This window comes from Dietzia massiliensis (assembly GCF_018390595.1).
Lineage (GTDB): Bacteria > Actinomycetota > Actinomycetes > Mycobacteriales > Mycobacteriaceae > Dietzia > Dietzia massiliensis.
This window is the reverse complement of record NZ_JAHBAV010000032.1, coordinates 1-2,904: the sequence shown is the minus strand read 5'-3', so window position 1 is coordinate 2,904 and position 2,904 is coordinate 1. Positions and strand designations below refer to the sequence as shown.

Genomic DNA, 2,904 nt, shown 5'->3' with positions numbered 1-2,904 from the left:
TCACCCCTGCCGGAGTTCGCGCTTGAGCAACTTGCCGGACTGGTTGCGGGGCAACTCGTCGACGAACACGACGCGCTTGGGCACCTTGAACGGTGCCAGGTACTCTCGCGCGCCCGCGATGATCTCGTCCTCAGTGGCCTCCGCGCCGTCCTTGAGGACCACGACGGCGGTCACCGCTTCGATCCACTTCGGGTCGGGCGTACCGATGACCGCCACCTCCGCGACCCGCTCGTCCTGATACACGGCGTCCTCGACCTCGCGGGAGGCCACCAGGACACCGCCGGTGTTGATGACGTCCTTGATGCGGTCGACGACCTCGATGTACCCCCCGGCGTCCCGCACGACCAGGTCCCCGGAGTGGAACCACCCGTCACGGAACGCCTCGCGGGTGGCGTCGGGCTTGTTCCAGTAGCCCCTGCACAGCTGCGGGGAGCGGTAGACCACCTCGCCCCGCTCGCCGTCGGCGACCTCGAGTCCCGACTCGTCGACCACCCGGGCCTCGACGAAGAAGACCGGTCGACCCGCGCTGGCCGGCCTGTCGTCGTGCTCCTCGGGGCGCAGGACGCAGGCGAGCGGGCCGATCTCGGACTGGCCGAAACAGTTGTAGAACCCCAGTTCCGGGTACCTGGCCCGCAGGCGCTGCAGAACGGTCACGGGCATGATCGAGGCGCCGTACTGGGCCTTGCGGAGGCTCGACAGGTCGCGACGCTCGAGGTCCGGGTGGGACGCGAGGGGGACCCAGACGGTGGGTGCGAGGAACAGGGAGCCGATCCCGTCCTCTTCGATGCGGCGCAGGATCTCGGGGACGTCAGGGGCGGCCATCAGGTGCACGGTCGCGCCCAGTGACAGATACGGCATCGCGAACACGTGCATCGCCGCGGAGTGGTAGAGCGGCATGGTCACGAGCGGCTCATCGTCGGCGGTCAGATCAAGGGACAAGATGCAGCTGAGGTACTCGTGGACCAGCGCGGAGTGGGTCATCATCGCGCCCTTGGGCCGCGAGGTGGTACCCGAGGTGTACAGCAGCTGGGCGAGGTCGTCGCCGGAGGCGAGCGAGTCGACGGGCGTGACGTCGCCGGTCTCGAGTGCGGTACCCAACACGGTGCCGTCAGGTGCCTCGCCGGCGGCGGGCTGCAGCGCGAGGGGTGTCAGGGCGGGCAGGCCGTCGAGGACCGCATCGAGAGTGGGCGCCTGGGCGGGGTCGACCAGGACGAGCGAGGTCCCCGAGTCGGTGAGCAGGTACTCGAGCTCACCCCCCGTGAGGGCGTAGTTCACGGGTACGTGGATGTAACCCGCCCGCGAGGTCGCGAGGAAGGCGATGAGGTAGGCGTCCGAGTTGACGCCGTATGCCGCGATGCGGGCGCCGTCCTCGAGACCGTGCCCGGCGAGCAGGGTGGCGACGCGGTCGACGGCGGCGTCGAGGGCGGCGTAGGTCCAGCGACGATCCGCGAAGGTCAGGGCGACGCGGTCGGGGAACCGGGACGCCGATCGGCGCAGGGTGGCGTCAATGGTGTCGGAGGCGGCGGTGGAGGGGGCGAGTGAGGGGGTGTCGGTCATGGTCTGACCTTATAGCGGCGTGCGGCGGCCGGGTCGTGAAGTCAGTCGTCCGAGCGGAGCAGCTCGAGGACGGCCGGTGGGATGGCGCCGTCGGCCTCGCGCGGCGTCCACTGCTCGCTGGGGACCCACTGGGAGCCGCAGCCCCGGCACGCGAACAGGGGCTCGCCGCGGCGCTCGACGGGCGTGCGGTTCCAGTTGCACAGGTCGCGGCAGGACCGTACCCGCAGGGCGGCGAGGTCCGGGTCGGCGCGGCGCCGCGCGAGGGAACGGAGGGAGGCTAGTCCAGACATGTCACCGTTCACGATAGTCCGGCGGGGGCAGCGGGGTCCGCGTCGCGGGGGTCGGCAGGGGTGGCCTCGTGCGTCGGTAACCTGGGCGGATCATCGGGGAACGGAGCAGACGGATGAGTGCGTGCCCGTGTGGCAGTGGGATCGATCTCGGGGCGTGTTGCGGCCCGCTCGTGGAGGACGGGGTGCCCGCGCGGACGGCGGAGGAGCTGATGCGCTCGCGCTATACGGCGTTCGCGCTCGGACGGACGGACCACCTCTGGCGCACGTGGCATCCGCGGACGCGTCCGCCGGTCGTGGAGGCGTCGGGTGTGGAGTGGACCGGGCTCACCGTCCTGGAGGTGGTCGCCGGGGGCGAGGGTGACGACGACGGGGTGGTCGAGTTCGAGGCGAGGTACGTCGAGCCCGGCGACCGGGGGGTGATGCGTGAGCGTTCCCTGTTCGAGCGCAGGGGAGGGCGGTGGACGTACGTCGCGGCGGATCCGGCGGGAGCGGGCCCGGCGGGTGCCTAGGACGGCGTCGGATCGACGGGCTGTCGCGTCACCGTGATCGATCCGATCGTGGACGGGCTCGTCAGGTCGATGCGGCCGACCCTGGCTCCACGGGGCACGGTCCACGCCACCATGCCCTTGATCTCCTGCCCGGGGGTCGTCATCACCGACGGGACGAGCGGGTCGGGCACTGTCCCGGAGGGGTCGGTGATCCGCTCGAACGGCCGGCCCGACGGGTCATAGGCGGTGAGGTCCTCGGGGCCGATCTCCGGTTGGCCGGCGGACTGGACCGCGCGCACGTCCACCACGAGGACGGGGTCCGGGTACGAGTAGGACTGCACGAACCGCAGGTTCGACACCGTGACGGTGGCGTCCCAGTTCTCGGCGGACACCGGGAACGGCCGGTCGAACTGCTGGGAGGTGGGCAGCGGCCCGCTCGGTGCGGCGGCTGGGGCGGGTACTCCGCGACGTTCGTCGTCTCCGACGAGCGAACAGGAACTGGTGAGCATGGTCGCTGCGGTGACCACGGCGACGAGGGCGGCGCGACGCATGGGCACTCCTGTGGCGGG

Annotated in this window: 4 protein-coding genes; 1 reads left to right on the top strand and 3 read right to left on the bottom strand. The window is 71.2% G+C overall.

Annotated elements, in window-relative coordinates:
- Positions 1-1,557, bottom strand: a complete 1,557-nt coding sequence (locus KHA85_RS10165; RefSeq protein ID WP_213185703.1) for a fatty acyl-CoA synthetase — start codon at positions 1,555-1,557, stop codon at positions 1-3.
- A 41-nt stretch (positions 1,558-1,598) separates the two neighbouring features.
- Positions 1,599-1,847, bottom strand: coding sequence for a hypothetical protein (locus tag KHA85_RS10160; protein ID WP_197471380.1), 249 nt, complete (start codon positions 1,845-1,847; stop codon positions 1,599-1,601).
- A gap of 113 nt (positions 1,848-1,960) precedes the next feature.
- Here KHA85_RS10160 and KHA85_RS10155 point away from each other — a divergent pair, with 113 nt between their 5' ends.
- The gene (locus KHA85_RS10155; RefSeq protein ID WP_082767698.1) at positions 1,961-2,356 is read left to right on the top strand and encodes a YchJ family protein; all 396 of its coding nucleotides are present in this window, start codon (positions 1,961-1,963) and stop codon (positions 2,354-2,356) included.
- Here the strand turns inward: KHA85_RS10155 and KHA85_RS10150 are convergent.
- Positions 2,353-2,904 (bottom strand): hypothetical protein (locus KHA85_RS10150; RefSeq protein ID WP_236885493.1); only part of this gene is annotated, 552 nt, incomplete at its 5' end. The two genes, KHA85_RS10155 and KHA85_RS10150, sit on opposite strands and share 4 nt — an antisense overlap.